Genomic DNA, 17,137 nt, shown 5'->3' on the forward strand with positions numbered 1-17,137 from the left:
TTTTGTTAAAAATGAAAAGCCCAACGAGAGTTGGGCTTTTTTTTATTTTCCAGTTAAAAATTAATTTGAGAAGGATTGTTTTGTTTAGTTTGACTCTTCGTTGTCCGAAACAGTGTTTTTCGCTAAAAGTTTATTGGAAACTTTATAGGTCGCGGAATACGAAAGTCCGGGTTGGCGGGATTTAGATGTTAAAAATGCTTTTTTGTACCACTTTGGGTCGGTGGCTTTTTTTTTGAAATCGTCGTGAGCGACAATTTCCGAAACTTTGCCGTTTAACCTTGTTTCAATTTTATAAACTCCAATCCCGAAATGCTCTACGCGTTGAAGAACAGTATCAAAATCTGACTCAGAAAAATAGTGAACGGTGGCTTTGTCAGCTTCTTTATTCAAGTTTTTCAGATCAGTAAATACATTTTTTTCTAAGAATTCTGGTTGTTCCATAGGTTTGTATAAATTTTTTTAAGCTGTTTTTCCTCAGTTTTTTGTTGTGCTTAGTGTTTTTTATTTCATAAATAACTTCACTTCAATATTATCCCTTTCTGATTTTTGAATAGGTTTTAAATTCTCATATTCATCTAAATAGCCAAAAAAGTATAAGCGTTCAGTAATTGTCATACTTTTTACTATTTTTTTAATTAAGTCATTTAGTTTCCAATAATCTGTTTCACATTTTTCTTCTTCCGGATTTTCAGGAAAAGACCAGCCAAATCGTCTGCTTTCATAATTTAAATATTCAATTAGCATTCTATAATTTTCAGGTTTATTTCCCTCAATTTCATTTAAAATTTCAGAAGTTCTATCGATGTGTTCGATTACTTTTTTTGGTAAATCTTCTCTTAATCCAATTTCTTTGATTTTCTCAAAATGGGATTTTAGACTATTTTTTATGTTTTCGAAGTATGTCATTTTACATTAAGCAAAACATGCGATTAAATACAACAATTGCATTCATTCCTATTATATATTTAATTCAAAACAATCTTTTTAGTAACCAAATTCTCACCATTTTTAAAAACTCCTTCATAAATTCCCGCCTGTAAAAAGCTTAAATCCAAAGTATTGTTTTCATTCTTCAATGTAGTTTTATAAACTATTTTTCCCAAAACATCAAAAACTGTGAGCTCAATATTTTCTTCGGGAAATGAGTTTAAATCTATCGTAAATTTTCCGTTCGAAGGATTTGGATAAAAAACAATAGTTGATGCAAAACTGTTTTCCGAAACTCCAAGTGGTTCACGCGCAACCGCAAAATGTAATGCCGAACCCAAAGCACCTTTGGTAACTTCAAAAACATACTCTGGGTCCATATTTTCAATAATATCGTTTGGTGAATGCGGATAGGGCGATTCGTTGGCTTCGTATAAACCGGTAATCACTTCGCCATTATTTTCAAAAGGAATATAATCAGAAGCATAAGCGTTTGAAATTTGGGTCTGCAAATTTGAATACAGCCCAAAACAGTTCGCCATTTCCTGAGTTGCCTGTGCCGATGGGGCATTGTTAGAGCTAGGCGGCGAATCTTCATCACGCTCGCAAACAATAGTATTATTGTTCATTCCAGCAACCCCGCCAACTTCATCTATATTTAAAACCAATTTGATGTCCAAATTTTGTGGGTTTACGGTATGGGTTACGTAATAATCACTGCCAATCAGCCCTTCTTCCTCGCCACTAAAGTGGATAAATTTGATGGAGTATTCGGTATCTACATCTTTCAGCAATCTTGCAAGTTCCAGTATCAGCACGGTTCCGCTACCGTTATCGTTGGCACCGGGACCGTTTATGGTATCGTAATGGCCGTCAATTATTAGAAAGGTATTTGGATAAACACTACCAGTTTTTGTAATGATGATATTGGAAGTTGTTTGCCCAGAAACATTGAAATCCTGTGTTTCAATAGCTGTGTACCCCAGGCTTTGGTAACGTTGAATTATCCAATCTTTGGCGTCTTCAATTTCGCTGCTTCCGGGTTCTTTTACTCCAAAATCAACTAGTGTTTCTAAATCATCGAGAAGGTTAGAGGCGGAAACGTTTTGAACAATTCCATCATAATACGGGTTGTAAACCTGTGAATTGGTACTTAAAAATGTAAAAAGACAAAGTAAAACTGCTAATTTGGGAAATGAATTCATCGAAAAATTTATTTTTTGTGAAAGTATTGCTTTTTGATTGAAAATGGGAAAAATCTGATTATGAAATATAATTCCAAATATTCCGATACTTTACAAGTTGTGCATAGGTATTTTTTATAGGAATATTCTCTTCGGAAGTTAGATTGGGATCTGCCTTTAGGGTTTGCATTGCATAACTTCGGGCAATCTTCAAGATTTCGGAATCTTTTATTATATCAGCGATGCGAAGGTTTAGCACTCCGCTTTGTTGGGTGCCCATCATATCGCCGGGACCGCGGAGTTTTAAATCTACTTCGGCTATTTCAAAACCGTCGCTGGTTCGTACCATGGTTTCCAATCGGGTTTTGGCATCTGCCGAAAGTTTGTGGCTGGTCATTAAAATACAATAACTCTGTTCCGCGCCACGGCCAACCCTTCCACGCAGCTGGTGCAATTGTGATAAGCCGAAACGTTCTGCACTCTCAATAATCATCACGCTGGCATTTGGCACGTTTACGCCAACTTCAATTACGGTTGTGGCAACCATAATTTGTGTTTCGCCTTTAATAAAACGGTTCATTTCATAATCCTTATCGGCAGATTTCATTTGCCCATGAACGATTGAAACTTGATACTTCGGCAAAGGAAATTCGCGCACAATACTTTCGTATCCGTCCATCAAATCTTTGTAATCCATGGTTTCACTTTCCTGTATTAATGGGTACACAATATACACCTGTCTGCCCTTGCTAATTTCGTCTTTTATAAAGCGAAAAACCTTCAGTCTATTTGCGTCAAAACGATGCACGGTTTTGATGTCTTTTCTGCCCGGTGGAAGTTCGTCAATTACGCTAATATCGAGGTCGCCATAAACGCTCATAGCAAGGGTGCGGGGGATGGGGGTGGCGGTCATAACGAGGATGTGTGGCGGAATGGCCCCTCCAACCTCCCCGGAGGGGAGGCTTTTTAAAATAGTTTCAATTGTTTTTAAGGAAGCATCGAGGTTGCCTATTATTTCTTCGTTTGTAAACCGTAGGACTTTATACTTTAGTTCTTTTAAAATCTGGGTTCTTAGTTCATCAGCCTCTTTTTGTTGCGGGTGGTTGTGATATCCTCCATCTACTTCAATAACCAGTTTTTTTTCAAGACACACAAAATCAACAATAAAATCATCAATAACATGCTGTCTTCTAAATTTATAATTAAGTTTTTTGGTTCGTAAACACTCCCATAAAATAGCTTCGGCTTGGGTGGGTTTTTTCTTGTTTTTTTGTTGAAGCTCCTTCAATAATTTGTAGGCAGAGGGTCTGGCCGTCATGTATTTTTTACGCACTTCAGCTTCCTCCCTTTGGGAGGATTGAGGAGGGCTTCCTTTGTGCCATAATTTGCTCCTTTGCTCCACTCCAAAACGATGTTGTTCATCCACAATTGCAAGCCCTAAATTTTTGAATTTTACCTTATCTTCGAGTAGGGCATGGGTGCCAATTAGGATGTCTAATTCGCCATTTTCCAGTTTTTCGTGAATTTCTCGTCTCTTTGAAGTTTTAGTTGATCCAGTTAGCAATTCAATACTGGTGTTCAGTTTATTACATAATTCAACCAATCCATTATAATGCTGTACTGACAAAATTTCAGTCGGCGCCATTAAACAGGCTTGAAAACCGTTGTCAATGGCTATTAACATTGACATTAGCGCTACGATGGTCTTGCCGGAACCTACATCGCCCTGCAAAAGTCGGTTCATCTGTGCGTTGCTGCCCAAATCGTTGCGGATTTCCTTGATGACCCGCTTCTGTGCTTCGGTCAATTCAAAGGGTAAATGTTCCGAAAAAAAGGTGTTGAAATTGTGCCCAATTTTATCAAAAGGATAGCCTTTAATTTTGGATTTATGGATGAGGTTTTTCCGAATTAATTGCAGTTGGATATAGAACAATTCCTCAAATTTTAATCGGTATTGTGCACGTGCTAAATGGGCCTGACTTTTTGGAAAATGTATGTTGAAAAGTGCCTCCTTTTTTGAGACCAATTTTAGCTGTTCCAAAAGTGGTTTTGAGAGTGTTTCGGCGAAGGCATTTTTGCTCTCCAAAAACAGCTGTTGCATCAGACCATTTATTACCCTATTTGTGATACCGCTGTTCCCCAATTTTTCGGTGGAAGGATACACGGGTTGCATGGCAGAACGGATGCTTTTTTCGTGTGCATCCAGCAATTCCATTTCGGGGTGCGGCATTGAGAAGCTGTTGTTGAAATAATTCGTTTTTCCGAATATTACATAGGGAACATTCAACTTTAAATTTTCCCGAATCCATTTTTGGCCTCGAAACCAAACGAGTTCCATCGACCCTGTTTCGTCAATAAAAGTGGCGACCAATCGTTTTCCACGTTTTTGTTCAACCGTTTTTATATGTGTTATTTTCCCAATAATCTGAACTTCGGCATTGGTTTGCTGCAATTGCGCGATTTTATAGTATTGTGTTCTATCGAGATAACGATTCGGAAAAAGATTCAGCAAATCCTGAAAAGTATGGATGCCAAGCTCCTTTTTCAGCAAATCCGCCCGGTTTGGGCCGACGCCTTTTAAGTAATCTATTGGAGTTTGCAGGAAATTGGCATTCATAAAACGAAAATACAAATTTGGTTGCGAGCGGAAAGCATTGGTTGAAAATTTGTAATTTGCTTTCGCTAATTAAATTGCCCTTCACTAAAATGAACAAGTTTCTTATTGCGTTTCTTTTTTCAGGTTTTACGGTATTTGCACAGCAGACTGATGTTGTGGATTTTTTGAAGATTGAAGCTTTAATTAGGCCCGATGTTTTAGAAAAAAAAATAGCAGGGCGATATTTAGCCACATTCGAAGTTTTGAAAGAAACCGATTCAATTTTTTTGGATGCGGTAAATATTATTATCGACGAAATTAAGAGTAAAGAATTCAAAATATCAGCTGATGAAAAGAAGGTTTGGTTTGTTGGCAAATTTGAAAAAGGTAATACTTACGTAGCAGATTTTTATTATGAGATGAAACCAAAGCAAACCCTTTATTTTTTTGAAGATCAAATTTGGACGCAGGGCCAAGGCAAATACACTTCACATTGGTTGCCCAGTATTGATGACATTAACGATAAAATTGAGTTTGATTTACTTCTATTTGCTCCAACTGATAAAGCTGCGATAGCAAATGGAAAATTAATGAATGTGGGCGAGATTCCAGAAGTACGGCATTTCGATATGAAAGAACCCATGTCTAGCTATTTGGTAGCATTTGCCATAGGTGATTTCAACAAAAAAGACCTCGTTTCAAATTCTGGAATTCCAATTGAATTGTATTACAAACCTTCAGATTCTCTAAAAGTAGAACCCACGTATCGCTACAGTAAACAAATTTTTGACTTTTTGGAAAGTGAAATCGGAGTGCCGTATCCGTGGCAAAACTACAAGCAAGTTCCCGTACGGGATTTTCTGTACGCCGGCATGGAAAATACAACCGCCACTTTTTTCTCAGAGGCGTTTGTGGTTGATTCCATAGGTTTTAACGACAGAAACTACGTAAACGTAAACGCCCACGAGCTCGCCCATCAATGGTTTGGCGATATGGTTACCGAAAAAGCAAGTGAGGATCATTGGTTGCAGGAAGGCTTTGCAACCTATTATGCTTTACTGGCTGAAAAAGATATTTTTGGTGAAGATTATTATTACTGGCAATTCTACCAAACCGCAGAGCAATTAAAGGCAATGAGCGATGAAGGAAAAGGCGAATCATTATTAAACCCAAAGGCAAGTTCGCTTACATTTTACCAAAAAGGAGCTTGGGCGCTTCATATTTTGCGGGAAAGGATAGGGGATGAGGCTTTTAAAACGGCAATCAAAAACTATTTGGAAAAATATAAATTCAAAAATGTTTCTACCGATGATTTTTTAAATGAAGTGAAAGTCGTTTCTGCAATTGATATTTCAGATTTTGAGAGGGAATGGTTGCAACAAAGCGCTTTTAAAGGGGAAGAAGCATATCAATCTTTATTGAAATCTGAGTTTATAAAAAAATATTTTGAAATCTCTGCGCTTCGGGCAACGCCTTTGGCAGATAAAAAAATCCAGCTAAAAACCGTGCTGACCTTTCCAAATGATTTTATTGGGCAGGAAGCGGTTTATCAATTGGCGGGCGAGCCGCTCTCTGAAATACTTCCGCTTTATAAAAGCGCTTTTGAGAGTAATAATCTGTATGTTCGACAAGCTGTAGCACTTTCGCTTCAAACCATTCCGAAAGAACTTCAAAAAGAATATGAAAGTCTGCTAAATGACGATTCCTATGTAACGTTGGAATCCGCGCTGTATCAATTATGGATGCAATTTCCAGAGAAAAGAACCCAATATCTCAACAAAACAAAAGGAATTGAGGGTTTTCAGAATAAAAACATTCGACAACTCTGGTTGACGTTGGCTTTGATTACAGAAGATTATGAAAACTCTGAAAAGGAAAATTATTTAAAGGAATTGAAAAATTATACTTCCACAGATTATAGTTTTGAGATCCGTGAAAAGTCTTTTGAATACGTAAACGAGCTTCAACTCTGGGATTTGGAAACGCTTAAAAATTTAGCGGAAGCCTGCGTGCATCCCACGTGGCGCTTCTCAAAACCTTCCAAAGAAATGTTGAATGAACTGCTTCAAAATGAAAAATATTACGAGCAAATAAAGGTTTTGGGCAGACAAGTTTCAGAAAAAGCGGCTAATTATTTAAACTCAATTATAAAGGAATGAGAGCGTTGGTAATTTCGGGCGGAGGAAGTAAGGGCGCGTTTGCGGGCGGCGTGGCGCAGTATTTAATGGAAGAGTTGCATCATAAATATGACCTTTTTGTGGGAACTTCAACGGGTAGTTTGCTTATTTCGCATTTGGCTTTGGATAAGGTTGAGAAAATTAAGGAGGTTTATACTTCGGTTAACCAAAAAAGTATTTTTAACAGTTGCCCGTTTGTGATAAAGGAAGATAAATTCGGCGGAAAACAGATTGGCATTGACCATTATACCGTACTTCTGAATTTTCTGAAAGGGAAAAAAACGTTTGGGGAAAGTTTGAACCTTCGGAAATTGATTGAAAAAACCTTGACCGAGACGGAGTTTAATAATTTGAAAGCTTCCGAGAAGGAAGTGGTGGTAACGGTTTCAAACCTTTCGCTTAACCAAGTGGAGTACAAATCAGTAAATGATTTTGAGTACAAGGATTTTTGTGATTGGATCTGGATTTCTTCAAATTTCACCCCCTTTATGAGCTTGGTTAAAAAAGATGGCTGCGAATATGCTGATGGTGGATTTGGAAGTATGGTTCCCATTGAAGAGGCTATAAACCGTGGCGCAACCCACATTGATGTAATTGTTTTGGAAACTGAGGTTACCTACTACAACCGGCTGCCTTCAAAAAATGTGTTCTCATTGCTAACAAATATGCATAGTTATATGGCAGACCGGATTGAAAAACAAAACATTCGCATTGGGAAATTTGTGGCTGCCAATAAAGATGTTATAATAAACCTGTATTATACGCCAACGGTTTTAACTACCAATTCGTTGATTTTTGATAAAGAAATGATGGGCAAATGGTGGGGACGGGGTTATGAATATGCCAATCAAAAAAACAGTGAGCTGAACGAAATAAAAACGAATGATGTTTAAATTCACCTTTTAGGGGGATTTCCCCCTTTTTTTAAGTGTTTTCCCCTTTTTTTACACAAAATATATTTATAATTATATTAATATCAGCATTTTAAAAGTATCTTCATATTTTACTTTAAAAAGCATGTTTTTAAATTCCTGCTTTTGTAACTACATTTATACCACAACCATAAAAACCAATTCATTATGACTGCAAAAATCACCATTCGTTTAGCATTTTTAAGTTTTATTAGTTTGCTGCTCTTTAGTTGTGAAAACACAACACACACTCCTCCACTTGTGGATCCTCCAAAACAAATAATTTCGACCGAACGGGCTAAAGAAATGTATGATACTTATACAGACCGAAGAGTTTCAATTATTAGCAAATATGAAGATAGCATATCTGCTGATGGTTCAGTTTATACACCCACACGTTATGCCGAGTATGATTTGGAAACAATAAAAAACTATATAGCATACATTGAACAAGAATCAAAAAAAGCAAATGTTGATATTAAAACATTACGCTTTTATCTTTCCGGCTATCCAAAGAGCGATAAATTTCAGAATGGAGATGTGGTGAAATATCCGCGGAGAAATACAATTTTTGTATTGCCAACAATGGAATATGAAGGAAAAAATGTAGGTTTTTCAGTTGAAGAAACAGGTGGAAAATATACTGCAGTGCCAATCAATAGAAATAACCCAATGCAGGATATAAAACAGGAAAAACGTCAAGCTGATTCTACAGGACAAATGAATGAAGCAGGATTTTTTATACCTAACAATACAGCTGCCCAAGGCGGTGGAAGTTCTAGTTTGATTTTGAACGATAGCAGTTTATCACCTCCACCTAGTTCTAATGATTTTGGAAACAATAATTAGAGAATATAATTATTGAAAGCAGTTTTAGAGATATTCCAAAATGTACATATGGCATTGTATGCCATCGTATTTATTTTATCTCTTATAAAATATCCAGTCTATAAAAATACGTCTTTAAAATTTTTGCCACTAATTTTCTTATTAACATTGGTAGCGGAATCTATGGGAATGTTCATTAACAAAGTTTATGAATCTCCGAATAGTGTTATTTACAATATATATTATTTTTTTTATTTTACGTTTTTCTTTTATCTTTTTATGAAGGTCATCAATGTAAAGAAATATAAAAATTATATTAAAATTGGTATTGTAATTTTTTGGCTGTTTTATTTAAGAGATCTGTTTTTTACTGATATTTTTAATGAATCTTTCATAGAATCCTATATTGTTGGAGCCGGTTTGTTGATTTATTGTATCATACTTTATTATATAAGTATTTTACAATCTTCTAAGGTTCTTGTTATAAAAAACGATTTGTTGTTCTGGATTAGCGTTGGCCTATTTTTGTTTTATATTGGGTATCTTCCAATAAAAATAATACGCAGCTGGTTCTATAAAGAAAATAGTTTTTTTTGGATTTTGTTGATAATCCAGTTTTCGCTGGTTATCGTTATGTATTTGTGCTTTTTGACAGGATTTTTATGGATGAAAAAGAAATCATAATAATAGCGGCAATTGCTATTCCAATATCACTTGTAATTATAGTTATTGTGTTGTTTAGCGTATTTGCCCGAAGAAAGAACCGCATGTTGCAGGAACAGGAAGAGGCCAAAAAAGTGTTTGACCGAGAATTGGCAGAATCGCAGATAGAAATTCGGGAAGAAACATTGCGCAATATAAGTTGGGAACTGCACGACAATATTGGCCAATTGATGACACTGGCTAAGATACAGGCCCAAATGGCGCAGGAAAAACCCGAAATGATGACAGAGGTTTCCGAAACCATTGGCACAGGCATTGACGAATTGCGGGCGCTTTCAAAATTGATAAATCCCGAGGCCTTGAAAAGCCTTAGTTTGAAAGAAGCTGTAAGCCTGGAAATTGAACGGTTCAATAGGTTGAAATTTATTGAGGCCAAATTGACCATTAATGGATCGGTGATGCCTATTGAAGCAAATACCCAAATTATTCTTTTTAGGATTTTACAGGAATTTTTTTCAAATACCATAAAACATTCCAAGGCATCCACCTTAAAAGTAGTACTCAATTATTCCGAGGAGGAGTTAAGCATTACTGCGGAAGACAATGGAGTGGGTTTTGATAAAAGTGATGATTTTTTGGGTATTGGATTGAAAAATATGAAAACCCGTGCCCAGCTAATCAATTCAACATTGAGAATAGATTCTGAAGAAGGTAAAGGCACTGCATTGACTTTAAAATACAAATTTGTGTAAAATCAAATCCAAATAATTTAAAATTTTAAAAATAAATTCCAAGATGAACCATTCCGTAGTTGTTGTTGATGACCATTTTTTATTATCCCAAGCAATCGGTGGATTGGTTCAGGAATTTAAAGATTTTGAAGTTTTATATTTATGTAAAAATGGGCAGGAACTTTTGGATAAATTTGAAACCCCTAAAAACGTTCCCGATTTGGTTTTGATGGACATAAAAATGCCTATTTTAAATGGAATAGAAACAACGGAACTTCTTAGAATTAATTATCCAAAAGTAAAAGTACTGGCCCTTTCCATAGAAGAGGATGAGTACACTATTTTAAAAATGCTTCGCGCCGGTGCCAAAGGTTATTTAATGAAAGATACCAAAAAAGACATTCTTGAAGAAGCACTTTTGCAGGTTATGGAAACTGGTCATTATTATACAAATACAGTTTCACAAATATTGATGGAATCTCTGGAAAAGGAGATTGATACAGAGCTAAAGGAAAAAGAGATTGAATTTATAAAACTTGCCTGTACAGATATGAATTACAAGCAAATTTCTGAAGCTATGTTCTGCAGTTACAAAACAGTTGAGGGCTATCGGGATGCACTGTATAAAAAACTGGGAATAAAAAACAGAATAGGGCTTGTTCTCTTTGCCATTCACCATAATATGTTTACGCCATAAAAATTAAAAAAGCTCGCCCACTTCTTTTTTAACGTATGCCAAAGCCTTTTGTGAAGGAGAAACTTCTTCCATAAAATTCTGCAAAAGCCATTCCCTCATCTTGTCAACATTTCCATCTTTTTCGTGCATCGCCCCTTGCCGTATAACGTGTATAGTAGCATTTTTCGCAGCGTTTACCAAATTCCAGCATTCTGGGGTAACATAGATCTGTTGCGTAAGGTTGTGTTCGTATTCCTGCTCAATATTTTTTATCAGTAAATTTTCATAATCGTCTTTTGAATCTGAAAACGGTTTTACTCGAATTAATAATTTGTTTGGATCAATCCGTTCCAAAAACAATGTTATGCGTTCATAAGCCTGCAAACGAAGCGGTAATACCTGCTTTTGCGCTTCTTTTTGAATCAAATATCTGCGGCGGCCTTCTTCATTTGCGGTGTGCCCCTTAAAGAAAAAATAGGCAATTACGCCCACAACAATAGCGGGCAAAAGGTAGGCTAAATAACTAATAACTTGGGTTGCTTCTTCCATTTTTTTTAAGTGTTCAGTGTTCAGTGTTGAGTAATAAATAAAAAGTAATCAGTAATCATTGTCATTAATCAGTATTCAATTTGCTGTAATGCATCCCGCACTCAGCAACTGTCTTCCAGCCTTCAAAATCAATATCGAACCTTGTTTTCTTTTTTCATTGCCTTTACTTCCTTTTTGGCTTCTTTTTCGTGATAATTTCCTCCAAGATGTGGGCAATTGGAAAGTGCTTTCACACTTTTAAAAGGAACAGCACATTTGTGGTACATAAACGATTCTGCTAATGTTTTAATGAGGTTTTTATCACCAACGGTTAAATCTACATCGTCCATCGTAAATTGGCAGGGATGTTCATAACCGCAGGCGTGGGTCATTTCCAAAAGTTCTTTTCTGAAATTTTTAAAGTAGAAATGGGCCCGCACGGATTTATCCTCAATATTTATTCCCCGTTGCAACCATTTATTCTGCGTTGCAACCCCGCTCGGGCATTTGTTTGTATGGCATTGTTGTGCTTGAATACAACCGATGCTCATCATTGCTTCACGAGCCACGTTAACCAAATCGGCACCCATGGAAAAAGCCATGGCCGCTCTTGCGGGAAAGCCTAATTTTCCACTGCCAATAAAAACTATTCTATCGCAGATATCGTGTTTTTTAAAGATTTTATACACTTCCGCAAAACCAAAAAGCCACGGCAATGAAACGTGATCGGCAAAACTTGGTGGCGAGGCCCCAGTTCCGCCTTCACCTCCGTCAATCGTTATGAAATCGGGTCCCTTACCAGTTTCTTTCATAATTTTTGCAAGCTGCTCCCATTCGCCCAAACGGCCCACTGCAGATTTTATTCCCACGGGCAAACCTGTAGCTTCAGCAATACTTTCCACAAATTCAACCAAGCCTTTAACGCCTTCAAAAGCCGAATGGTTTGGTGGGGAAAGCACATCTTTCCCTAAAGGCACGTGCCGTATTTCAGCAATTTCTTCGGTTATTTTTGCTCCCGGCAAAACACCGCCTTTTCCAGGTTTTGCACCTTGGGAAAGTTTTACTTCAATGGCACGCACTTGCGGATTGTCATTCACAAGCTTTACAATTTTTTCCATCGAAAATTCACCGTTTTCATCACGCACGCCAAAATAACCAGTCCCGAAATGAAAAACTACATCAGCACCTGTCTTGTGATAAGGCGAAAGTCCGCCTTCACCGGTATTGTGGTAACAATACGCAAGGCCGCAACCTTTGTTTAAAGATTCCACCGCACGGGCAGATAATGATCCAAAACTCATTGCAGAAACGTTAATTACTGAAGTTGGCCTGTACGGTCTTCTTCTTTTGTGATATCCGCCCATCAATTTGGCACAAGGAACGAAATATGGGTTTTTATAGTTTGGATTGTCTTTTTCAACTTTATATGGAAGAAGTGAATTGTTTATGAAAATATAGTTTGGTTCATAAATGTCTCTGTCGGTTCCAAAACCTTCATAGTTGTTTTCGTTTTTCGCGGAAGCGTAAATCCAGCCGCGCTCAATTCTATTGAAAGGAAGTTCTTCGCGGTTGTTCGCCACAATATACTGCCGAAGCTCCGGCCCAATACTTTCCAGCATATACCGAATGTGCCCGATAATGGGAAAGTTGTGGCTAACCGCATGGCGTTTGTTAAAAAATATGTCGCGAATGGCAACAATTAAAAGGAAAAAAAGAACCCAAGCCCACCAAGGAACTTCTGATAGAAAATCAAGAATTGAATCCATAGAATTTTTTTTATAAAGGTATTTAAAATTATATGGTTTTCGAAAATTGTTTAAAGAACCTTTGGAGAACTTTGGTTTTTAAATACATAAAGAAAAAGCCATACTTTTTAAAAGCAAACAGGCTGAAGCTTATTGACAGTTCTATAATTTTTGATATCCCTTTCTCTTAATAAAATTAAAAAACCTTTTGGGACTTATCCAAATGTTACGAAGACCCCCTAATTCTCCATTTGAGTAATAGTAGGTTATATTTCTATCTTTAATATCTAAAATTATGGTATCTCCTTTTTTCAAGCCACCGGGATGTTCATAAATCTCAGCTTTTCTATTTTTTATTAGACAATAATAGTTTGCTTGCTTATTTCGAGGATCATAATCATCCATATTAGATTTGATAATGTTTACCCGAATAATACCTCTGGCGTGGTATCCTTCCATTTTATTCATAACCTGTTGAATTGAAATAACTGTTCCAACAAGATAAAGGTTTTCAATTCCCTGAAAATCATTAACATCAACAACATTTTGTCCGTCATCTTCAAAAAAATTACAGGAAAGTAGTATCAAAGAAAGAGAATATACAATTAAGATTATTTTATACTTCATTTTGTTATGAATTGATAAAATATTTAGATAATCATAGTTATCCTTTGTTATTTCTTTTTAATGGTTTTATAAAGATATTTAAATTTTTCATGGTTGAAGATGTATGGTTAAAATTAAGGATTATTCTGAAAATTGATATATTACGGAAGAAATGCATTGTTTATAATTTCCCATAAAACCTTTCCCATAAAAGTTTGATAATAGTTATTTTCACAGCTTGAAGAAAATGAAGTTTTGGAAAAATATTTAGAACAACTTAACGATGCCCAGCGTGCGCCAGTGCTGCAAAAAGACGGTGCGATGATCGTTATTGCCGGCGCGGGTTCGGGCAAGACGCGTGTGCTTACTTTTCGTATTGCGTATTTGATGTCGCAGGGAGTTGACCCATTTAATATTTTGGCGCTCACGTTTACAAATAAAGCGGCGCGCGAAATGAAAAACCGTATCTCAAAAATCGTTGGCGCCAGCGAAGCCAAAAATCTTTGGATGGGAACTTTCCACAGTATTTTTGCGAAAATACTTCGCTTCGAAGCTGACAAACTTGGCTATCCTTCCAACTTCACAATTTATGATACACAGGATTCGCAAAGTGTGATTCGCGCCGTGATTAAGGAAATGAATCTCGATAAAGATATTTATAAATACAAGCAGGTTTATTCGCGCATTTCTTCCTATAAAAACAGCTTGATTACCGTAAAGGCGTATTTCAATAATCCAGAATTAATTGAGGCAGATTCAATGGCGAAAATGCCGCGTTTGGGCGACATTTATAAATCGTATGTTGATAAGTGTTTCAAAGCCGGTGCAATGGATTTTGATGATCTTTTGCTGAAAACAAACGAATTGTTAACCCGTTTTCCAGAGGTTTTGGCGAAATACCAAAACCGTTTTCGCTACATTTTGGTGGACGAGTACCAAGATACAAACCACAGCCAATATTTGATTGTGCGTGCGCTTTCAGATAAATTTCAGAATATATGCGTTGTGGGCGATGATGCGCAAAGTATTTACGCTTTCCGCGGAGCGAACATCAACAATATTTTGAATTTTCAAAAGGATTACGAAGAAGTAAAAGTGTTCCGTTTGGAACAAAATTACCGTTCCACCAAAAACATCGTGAATGCCGCAAATAATATCATTGAAAAGAACAAAACCCGACTTGAAAAAGTAGTTTGGACAGCCAATGATGAAGGCGATAAAATCCTCGTAAACCGAACAATGACCGATGGTGACGAAGGGCGTTTTGTAGCGAGTTCCATTTTTGAGAACAAAATGAACCATCAACTTAAAGATGGCGATTTCGCAATTTTATACCGAACCAATGCGCAAAGTCGCGCCATGGAAGATGCGCTTCGGAAGAAAGATATTCCGTATAGAATTTACGGCGGTCTCAGCTTTTATCAGCGAAAGGAAATAAAAGATGTGTTGGCGTATTTACGTTTGGTGTTGAACCCAAAAGACGAAGAAGCGCTGAAACGCGTCATTAATTACCCAGCACGGGGAATTGGCGAAACTACAATTGAACGCTTGATTGTTGCGGCAAATCATTACAATCGTTCAATTTTCGAAGTGATGAAAAACATCGAAAAAATTGATTTGAAAATAAATTCGGGAACCAAAAATAAGCTGCAGGATTTTGTGACGATGATAGAAAGTTTTCAGGTTTTGAATAACAATTACGATGCTTTCACTATAACAGAACACGTTTCAAAGAAAACGGGATTGCTTCAGGAATTAAAAAAAGACGGTACTCCGGAAGGAATTGCCCGAATCGAAAATATTGAGGAATTACTGAATGGGATGCGCGATTTTGTGGAAGAGCAAAAGGAAATTGCGGATGCAACCGGCTCGCTTGCTGAATTTATGGAAGATGTGGCGCTCGCAACCGATTTGGACAACGACAAAGGCGATGATGACCGTGTTGCGCTAATGACCGTTCATTTGGCAAAAGGATTGGAATTTCCGTACGTGTATATTGTTGGGATGGAAGAAGACCTTTTTCCCAGTGGAATGAGTATGAATACCCGCAGCGAATTGGAAGAAGAAAGAAGGCTTTTTTACGTTGCTTTGACGCGTGCCGAAAAGCAGGCTTATTTAACTTACACACAATCGCGATACCGTTGGGGAAAATTGATTGATGCCGAACCAAGCCGTTTTATTGGGGAAATTGACGAAAGCTTTTTGGAGTATTTAACGCCGATTACTGAAAATCGGTATAAACCTTTGCTGGATGCAGATATTTTTGACGATGTAGACCATAGCAAACTCCGTCTTAAAAAACCTGTTGCGGGCAAAGCACCAATGGGCCCAACAGAAGAACAACTGAGAAAATTGCGGAGATTGAAACCCGTAACCAGTGATTCTGATAAAAACTTCAATGCCAAAGATGCCAACTTAAATGTGGGAACAATGGTAGAGCACGTTCGATTTGGAAAGGGAAAAATTCTTAAAATTGAAGGTGTGGGCGCAGACACCAAAGCGGAAATAGATTTTGAAAATGGAGGTTTGAAAAAACTACTGCTCCGTTTTGCAAAACTGAAAGTTGTCAATTAGCGAATTTTTCAATTAGCGGATTAGCTGATCAGTTGCAAATTGACAAATTAACTAATTCGCCAATCCGCTAATTGTCAACTTCCAAATAAGTATCTACATAAGCACTTATCTGTGCTTTCATATCTTCAATATCTACATTTGCCCAATCGCCGTGACCGCCTTCATAAATATTCAAAGTATGGTCTATTTGTGAATTGTCAAGAGCAGAATTTAATGTTGTTGCATTAGAAAGCGGCACCAATGGATCAGCATTTCCGTAGAAAAGTAGGGTAGGGCTACTATTGTTGGAAACACGAAGTGCTGGGCTCAATACTGCTGCATAATTTGTTCCGGGAGGATAGGCATTTTCATCGACCAATGCAGCTATTAAAAATGGAAAATCAGGGTTTTCACTGTAAAAGGGGTCCGTAAAATCTGACGGTCCCACAATGTCACCAACCAATTTTACTTGATCGTCTGTGTCATAAGCATAATCATACATCAAAGAAATATGTGCTCCCGCACTAGCACCAATTAGAGCAAACTCTGGTAAAATGTGCAATTCGTCTTTTTCTGAAGTCAGCTTGTTGATTACAGCGTCCAAATCTAAAAACTGGTTTGGAAATGCAGGCGTATTTATATCTGCGAGCACGTAGTTTATATTCACTATCGCGTGGTCCGGATGCCTAAGTTTGATGTATGGAATCAGAAAATCCATATCTGCTTTATCGCCACCGGTCCAACCTCCGCCGTGAACCAGCACGATTACTTTCGTTTTTTCTGTAGAGCGGTTTTCGGGTAAATAAAGATCATATTTTTCTTGGGCGTTATTTCCGTAGGAAACGTTTAAAAAAGTTTCGGCAGTTAATGGTTGTTCTGGGCTGCTGTCATTATCTTTTGAACAGGAAACGTAACCAAATTGAATTCCGAGGAATAGAATTATAACGAGGAGTTTTTTCATAGAAATTGTTTGTTAAAACTAATAACGGTAAAAAACGCTGTTTATGTTATG

The 17,137-nt window shown here is 37.0% G+C and carries 14 protein-coding genes; 6 read left to right on the plus strand and 8 right to left on the minus strand.

All coding sequences use genetic code 11. From position 1 onward, the window contains the following. Window positions 1–84 precede the first annotated feature (84 nt). Genes A7A78_RS04775 through A7A78_RS04790 form a run of 4 tightly spaced genes read right to left on the minus strand, consistent with a single transcriptional unit; the run spans window position 85 to window position 4,728 of the window. Window positions 85–441 carry a hypothetical protein gene (locus A7A78_RS04775; RefSeq protein ID WP_068761315.1) on the minus strand — a complete coding sequence of 119 codons (357 nt, stop codon included), beginning with the start codon at window positions 439–441 and terminating at the stop codon, window positions 85–87. Window positions 442–501: 60 nt separating this feature from the next. Further along, entirely contained in the window at window positions 502–906 is a 405-nt protein-coding gene (locus tag A7A78_RS04780) for a hypothetical protein (RefSeq protein WP_068761316.1), read from the minus strand. Between the two features lie 59 nt (window positions 907–965). Further along, window positions 966–2,132 (minus strand): M28 family peptidase, encoded by a 1,167-nt coding sequence (locus A7A78_RS04785; RefSeq protein WP_068761317.1) that lies wholly within the window; start codon window positions 2,130–2,132, stop codon window positions 966–968. Window positions 2,133–2,190: 58 nt separating this feature from the next. Beyond that, entirely contained in the window at window positions 2,191–4,728 is a 2,538-nt protein-coding gene (locus A7A78_RS04790; protein ID WP_068761318.1) for a DUF559 domain-containing protein, read from the minus strand. Between the two features lie 89 nt (window positions 4,729–4,817). Between A7A78_RS04790 and A7A78_RS04795 the strand changes: the two genes are divergently transcribed. The 5 genes from A7A78_RS04795 (at window position 4,818) to A7A78_RS04820 (ending at window position 10,714) form a co-directional block, all read left to right on the plus strand. After that, window positions 4,818–6,866: a M1 family metallopeptidase gene (locus A7A78_RS04795; RefSeq protein WP_068761359.1), complete on the plus strand. Its 2,049-nt coding sequence runs from the start codon at window positions 4,818–4,820 to the stop codon at window positions 6,864–6,866. Next, on the plus strand, window positions 6,863–7,777 hold the full coding sequence (locus tag A7A78_RS04800; protein WP_068761319.1) for a patatin-like phospholipase family protein: 915 nt from the start codon (window positions 6,863–6,865) through the stop codon (window positions 7,775–7,777). Before A7A78_RS04795 ends, A7A78_RS04800 begins: the two co-directional genes overlap by 4 nt. A 186-nt stretch (window positions 7,778–7,963) precedes the next feature. Then, window positions 7,964–8,644, plus strand: a complete 681-nt coding sequence (locus tag A7A78_RS04805) for a hypothetical protein (protein ID WP_068761320.1) — start codon at window positions 7,964–7,966, stop codon at window positions 8,642–8,644. A gap of 572 nt (window positions 8,645–9,216) precedes the next feature. After that, window positions 9,217–10,038 (plus strand): sensor histidine kinase, encoded by an 822-nt coding sequence (locus A7A78_RS04815; protein ID WP_341271716.1) that lies wholly within the window; start codon window positions 9,217–9,219, stop codon window positions 10,036–10,038. Window positions 10,039–10,081: 43 nt separating this feature from the next. Further along, entirely contained in the window at window positions 10,082–10,714 is a 633-nt protein-coding gene (locus A7A78_RS04820) for a response regulator transcription factor (protein WP_068761323.1), read from the plus strand. Between the two features lie 3 nt (window positions 10,715–10,717). Here the strand turns inward: A7A78_RS04820 and A7A78_RS04825 are convergent, their stop codons facing one another. The 3 genes from A7A78_RS04825 to A7A78_RS04835 all read right to left on the minus strand — a co-directional run bounded on the left by A7A78_RS04825 (window position 10,718) and on the right by A7A78_RS04835 (window position 13,593). Then, window positions 10,718–11,242 (minus strand): DUF7935 family protein, encoded by a 525-nt coding sequence (locus A7A78_RS04825; protein WP_068761324.1) that lies wholly within the window; start codon window positions 11,240–11,242, stop codon window positions 10,718–10,720. A gap of 128 nt (window positions 11,243–11,370) precedes the next feature. Further along, the gene (locus A7A78_RS04830) at window positions 11,371–12,987 is read right to left on the minus strand and encodes an FMN-binding glutamate synthase family protein (protein WP_068761325.1); all 1,617 of its coding nucleotides are present in this window, start codon (window positions 12,985–12,987) and stop codon (window positions 11,371–11,373) included. 141 nt (window positions 12,988–13,128) lie between these two features. After that, a complete protein-coding gene (locus A7A78_RS04835) occupies window positions 13,129–13,593 on the minus strand; it encodes a hypothetical protein (RefSeq protein ID WP_068761326.1) in 465 nt (154 codons plus the stop codon). Window positions 13,594–13,827: 234 nt separating this feature from the next. Between A7A78_RS04835 and A7A78_RS04840 the strand changes: the two genes are divergently transcribed. After that, window positions 13,828–16,146 (plus strand): ATP-dependent helicase, encoded by a 2,319-nt coding sequence (locus A7A78_RS04840; protein WP_068761327.1) that lies wholly within the window; start codon window positions 13,828–13,830, stop codon window positions 16,144–16,146. A 67-nt stretch (window positions 16,147–16,213) separates the two neighbouring features. On the opposite strand, the gene A7A78_RS04845 is transcribed toward A7A78_RS04840, so the two are convergent. Further along, complete coding sequence (locus A7A78_RS04845; protein ID WP_068761328.1) at window positions 16,214–17,086, minus strand: alpha/beta hydrolase; 873 nt, start codon at window positions 17,084–17,086, stop codon at window positions 16,214–16,216. Between the last annotated feature and the right edge of the window lie 51 nt (window positions 17,087–17,137).

Origin of the sequence: Aequorivita soesokkakensis, assembly GCF_001641085.1 — a bacterium.
Lineage (GTDB): Bacteria > Bacteroidota > Bacteroidia > Flavobacteriales > Flavobacteriaceae > Aequorivita > Aequorivita soesokkakensis.